Genomic DNA, 3764 nt, shown 5'->3' with positions numbered 1-3764 from the left:
GTTATACGCGCTGAAAATTCCACTAGCAAGTTGTAACCTATGAGGTTACAATGGCCGGATGATTAAGAGTTTTATACATAAAGGCCTTCAGAAGTTTTACGCTAAAGGAACCACATCGGGAATTCAGAAGAAGCATGAAAATAAACTTCGTCTTATTCTGTCTAATCTCGATCAAGCAGAAACGCCTGACGACATGGATTTACCCGGCCTTTATATGCATAAACTCAAAGGTAACAGAAATGATATTTGGTCTGTCCGAGTGAGTGGTAACTGGAGAGTTACATACCGCTTTGTTGGACGAGATGTTGAAATCGTTAACTACGAGGATTATCACTAATGAATATGCATAACCCAGCACATCCAGGTGAGATACTCAAAGTTCTTGTTATTGATGCTCTAGAACTCACTATCACTGATGTAGCTCAGCATTTAGATATTAGCCGCAAAACCTTGTCGAAAGTTCTTAATGGTAAAGGAGCCATCACGCCAGAGATGGCTCTTCGTCTAGAGCTGGCTTTTGGTAAGCCTTCAGCTGCTCATTGGCTACGTTTGCAGAATGCTTTTGATTTATGGCAGACTCGACAACATCAAAGTTCTTTACATGTCTCACCTTATAATCTGGCTACGGTATAAAGACGCGTATAACAATCGAATGTTGGGGACACAAACACGCGGGCTCTGCTTCGCAGTATAGCCCACGCGTTTGTGCCGCCAAATTAGGGCGTTATACGCAATTGGGTCAGAATAACTTTTTAACATCGCGATAAAAATTTTCATGAGAGCCAAGTGCAATTAATTCGAGTATTACAGTGCCATCCTCGTAGCTGTAACCAAGTAAAGTTAACTGCTTGACCATCTTGAACTTGTACACGCGAAGAAAGGCCAGGTCGCCTTTTTTCTGCTTTCCTAGAAGAGGATCGTCCATTAATTCCTTTACGGCCTTATCCAAATCTTTTTTCTGATTCTGATGTAACTTCTTTACTGCTCTCTTAAAATTAGCTGTCTGTAAAACACTGGTAATCTTAGCCAAAATCGTAAGGCTCCAATTTTCCGGCCTCTTTTTCAGCTTTGGCAATAATTGCCTGTTTCACGAATTCGTACGGCAAATCAGGGTTATCTTCCATCATTTCACCAATCTTTGCCCAATGCTCAATCTGTTTTGGCATAGTTCGGTTTAGTGCTTTGCCCATAATGGTCGCCTTTTCAACTAGATCCTGGTCTAGTCTTACGCTTGCGGTTGCCATAATATGTCTCCTATTGGTTCGCCATTGCATTGTAGCAATCCGCTACATATGTGGCAAATTGCGTATAACAAACGCATTAATTCGTTCCCTGCGGTCACTGGGACAAAAACGTGGTGCGGCTTCGCTATTCTCGCACCACGCTTTTGCCCCTTATCCGGGCGTTATACCTTCTCATGAAATATTTGTTTTTAGCGGTTTTAATTCTGGGTTTAAACGGTTGCTCTTTGAGTGAGTCAGAAGCACCGCGCTTAGATTTTGATTACGCTGAAGAGCCGATAAAGCTAGTCGAGTATGTTGACGGCAACTGGGAAAAAGTTTGCTTCCTCGGCCCTTATTCAACTGACGAGGCTGCCCAAGAATTGCTAGGCTTTCAATGGCAGTTAGAATCCTTGACGTCAGTATGGGTCAACGATGGCGTTACTCTATTAGTCTTTATTGAAAATGGTTCGGTTCAATCGTACTACGAGGTTTCTAGAGTACCTTATGATTTCAGTGTTTTTTCAAATTCTTGTGTTAACCGTAATTTAAGTTCATTTATAAAGAGCGGTTCCAAGGTGGTACAAACACAGGTATAACAAACGCATTAAATCGCTCGCAAGCACGCTGGGACGCTAACACATGGGCTGCGTCACTTCGTTCCTAATTTTAGCCCATGTGTTAGCGCCCTTTATGCGGGTGTTATGCCCATGATTAGATTATGAAGATTTATTGCTTAACTATCGGAATATCTCTATTAGTTGGTTCAGCTATTTTGCTGTTATATAGAATTCAATTTATGTATCGTGCAAGAACGGTAAGTGCGGTTGTTGTAGACAAAATCTTTCGTAATGCGAGTACTGAAACTCGTTCAAGTAGAGCGAAGGTTTTGAAGCTCAGCTTCGATCATCCGTCTTCTGGACCAACAAGTTATGTTTGCGACACCAGCATACTTACAATGCTCTTTGATATAAATGACAAATTAAAGCTATCAATCTTGGGTAATAAAGTGTTAATAAAACACTGGGGCTATGTAATTTTGGCTCCGGCGGCATTATTAATTTTTGGCATTCTATGCATTTATGTGTCGTATCAAATTTAGCGCAAGGCATAACAAACTGCTGTAGTCGCTCGCAGGCTCGCTGGGACACAAACACATGGGCTGTGTCGCTTCGCTCCTAATTTTAGCCCATGTGTTTCCGCCCCTAAGCAGGGCGTTAGGTGTGGGAACAAAGTCAAGTGGGTAATTCTAGAGTGGAAAATGTTGTACTGACGGAAGAAAATATATCGGAGGGAGTTCGTAAAGTATCTCAGAAATTAAACGGGCTTTACGAAGAGGCAGTGATCATCACGGTCGTACCCGGCGGAATACTCTTTACTGCTGATCTAGTCCGTCAACTTAAATTCGATATATATATGGACTATATTTCGTGTCCTCACACGCCGGGAGATCGGCAGAATAACTCTGAGATTGTATTTCACCAAAATATCGATTTATCGAACAAGGATGTGATCCTAGTGGATGACGCTGTGGAATCCGGTGGCACTATGAAACGCTTGGTTCAGCATATTGCAATGAATTATGATGCAAAATCCATTTCTGTCGCTACTCTGTTCGTTAAACCCAGCCGCGTTGCGATCGGTGCAAGAGAGTACTACGGTTTTGAAATGGACAATGATGAACTTCTAATGGGGTACGGCCTACCCTGGAAAGATAAAATGAGAAACCTTCCTTATATCTCCAAGGTAAAGAGCAATTAGCTACTATAGTGGCCCTCACCTAACAAGGTGCTCAAGCCGAACCTTCACCTACGTTCCACACAGCGCATGGCTTCGCCATTGTACGCGCTGTGCTACACTTTCGGTTCGGCCGGCTTAGCACGTCGTTATACGCGCTGAAAATTCCACTAGCAAGTTGTAACCTATGAGGTTACAATGGCCGGATGATTAAGAGTTTTATACATAAAGGCCTTCAGAAGTTTTACGCTAAAGGAACCACATCGGGAATTCAGAAGAAGCATGAAAATAAACTTCGTCTTATTCTGTCTAATCTCGATCAAGCAGAAACGCCTGACGACATGGATTTACCCGGCCTTTATATGCATAAACTCAAAGGTAACAGAAATGATATTTGGTCTGTCCGAGTGAGTGGTAACTGGAGAGTTACATACCGCTTTGTTGGACGAGATGTTGAAATCGTTAACTACGAGGATTATCACTAATGAATATGCATAACCCAGCACATCCAGGTGAGATACTCAAAGTTCTTGTTATTGATGCTCTAGAACTCACTATCACTGATGTAGCTCAGCATTTAGATATTAGCCGCAAAACCTTGTCGAAAGTTCTTAATGGTAAAGGAGCCATCACGCCAGAGATGGCTCTTCGTCTAGAGCTGGCTTTTGGTAAGCCTTCAGCTGCTCATTGGCTACGTTTGCAGAATGCTTTTGATTTATGGCAGACTCGACAACATCAAAGTTCTTTACATGTCTCACCTTATAATCTGGCTACGGTATAAAGACGCGTATAACAATCGAATGTTGG

General features: G+C 42.3%; 8 protein-coding genes. 6 read left to right on the top strand and 2 right to left on the bottom strand.

The annotated features are described in order from the left end of the window. The first annotated feature begins 58 nt into the window (after window positions 1-58). Window positions 59-337, top strand: a complete 279-nt coding sequence (locus BFC17_RS03775; protein ID WP_020745301.1) for a type II toxin-antitoxin system RelE/ParE family toxin — start codon at window positions 59-61, stop codon at window positions 335-337. Then, window positions 337-633, top strand: a complete 297-nt coding sequence (locus BFC17_RS03770; RefSeq protein ID WP_070174551.1) for a HigA family addiction module antitoxin — start codon at window positions 337-339, stop codon at window positions 631-633. The genes BFC17_RS03775 and BFC17_RS03770 overlap by 1 nt, the downstream gene beginning before the upstream one ends. Window positions 634-739: 106 nt before the next feature. On the opposite strand, the gene BFC17_RS03765 is transcribed toward BFC17_RS03770, so the two are convergent. Both BFC17_RS03765 and BFC17_RS03760 read right to left on the bottom strand, forming a co-directional pair. Continuing rightward, window positions 740-1030, bottom strand: a complete 291-nt coding sequence (locus BFC17_RS03765) for a type II toxin-antitoxin system RelE/ParE family toxin (protein WP_070175133.1) — start codon at window positions 1028-1030, stop codon at window positions 740-742. Continuing rightward, on the bottom strand, window positions 1023-1244 hold the full coding sequence (locus BFC17_RS03760; RefSeq protein WP_070175132.1) for a TA system antitoxin ParD family protein: 222 nt from the start codon (window positions 1242-1244) through the stop codon (window positions 1023-1025). Before BFC17_RS03760 ends, BFC17_RS03765 begins: the two co-directional genes overlap by 8 nt. A 173-nt stretch (window positions 1245-1417) precedes the next feature. On the opposite strand from BFC17_RS03760, the gene BFC17_RS03755 reads away from it, so the two are divergent. From BFC17_RS03755 to BFC17_RS03740, 4 genes are all read left to right on the top strand, one after another. Next, on the top strand, window positions 1418-1819 hold the full coding sequence (locus BFC17_RS03755) for a hypothetical protein (protein ID WP_070175131.1): 402 nt from the start codon (window positions 1418-1420) through the stop codon (window positions 1817-1819). A gap of 622 nt (window positions 1820-2441) precedes the next feature. Next, window positions 2442-2981, top strand: coding sequence for a phosphoribosyltransferase (locus tag BFC17_RS03750; protein WP_229681123.1), 540 nt, complete (start codon window positions 2442-2444; stop codon window positions 2979-2981). 182 nt (window positions 2982-3163) lie between these two features. Further along, the gene (locus BFC17_RS03745) at window positions 3164-3442 is read left to right on the top strand and encodes a type II toxin-antitoxin system RelE/ParE family toxin (protein WP_020745301.1); all 279 of its coding nucleotides are present in this window, start codon (window positions 3164-3166) and stop codon (window positions 3440-3442) included. After that, window positions 3442-3738, top strand: a complete 297-nt coding sequence (locus BFC17_RS03740; protein ID WP_070174551.1) for a HigA family addiction module antitoxin — start codon at window positions 3442-3444, stop codon at window positions 3736-3738. Before BFC17_RS03745 ends, BFC17_RS03740 begins: the two co-directional genes overlap by 1 nt. Window positions 3739-3764 lie beyond the last annotated feature (26 nt).

Source organism: Marisediminitalea lipolytica (assembly GCF_001758465.1).
Taxonomy (GTDB): Bacteria; Pseudomonadota; Gammaproteobacteria; order Enterobacterales; family Alteromonadaceae; genus Alteromonas; species Alteromonas lipolytica.
The sequence above is the reverse complement of the archived record's forward strand: the minus strand, read 5'-3'. Positions and strand labels throughout refer to the sequence as shown.

What these genes read in the sequence shown, in the direction of transcription:
- BFC17_RS03775 (WP_020745301.1), top strand. Translation starts at nt 59, where the DNA reads ATGATTAAGAGTTTTATACATAAAGGCCTTCAGAAGTTTTACGCTAAA.
- BFC17_RS03740 (WP_070174551.1), top strand. Translation starts at nt 3,442, where the DNA reads ATGAATATGCATAACCCAGCACATCCAGGTGAGATACTCAAAGTTCTT.
- BFC17_RS03745 (WP_020745301.1), top strand. Translation starts at nt 3,164, where the DNA reads ATGATTAAGAGTTTTATACATAAAGGCCTTCAGAAGTTTTACGCTAAA.
- BFC17_RS03760 (WP_070175132.1), bottom strand. Translation starts at nt 1,244, where the DNA reads ATGGCAACCGCAAGCGTAAGACTAGACCAGGATCTAGTTGAAAAGGCG.
- BFC17_RS03755 (WP_070175131.1), top strand. Translation starts at nt 1,418, where the DNA reads ATGAAATATTTGTTTTTAGCGGTTTTAATTCTGGGTTTAAACGGTTGC.
- BFC17_RS03770 (WP_070174551.1), top strand. Translation starts at nt 337, where the DNA reads ATGAATATGCATAACCCAGCACATCCAGGTGAGATACTCAAAGTTCTT.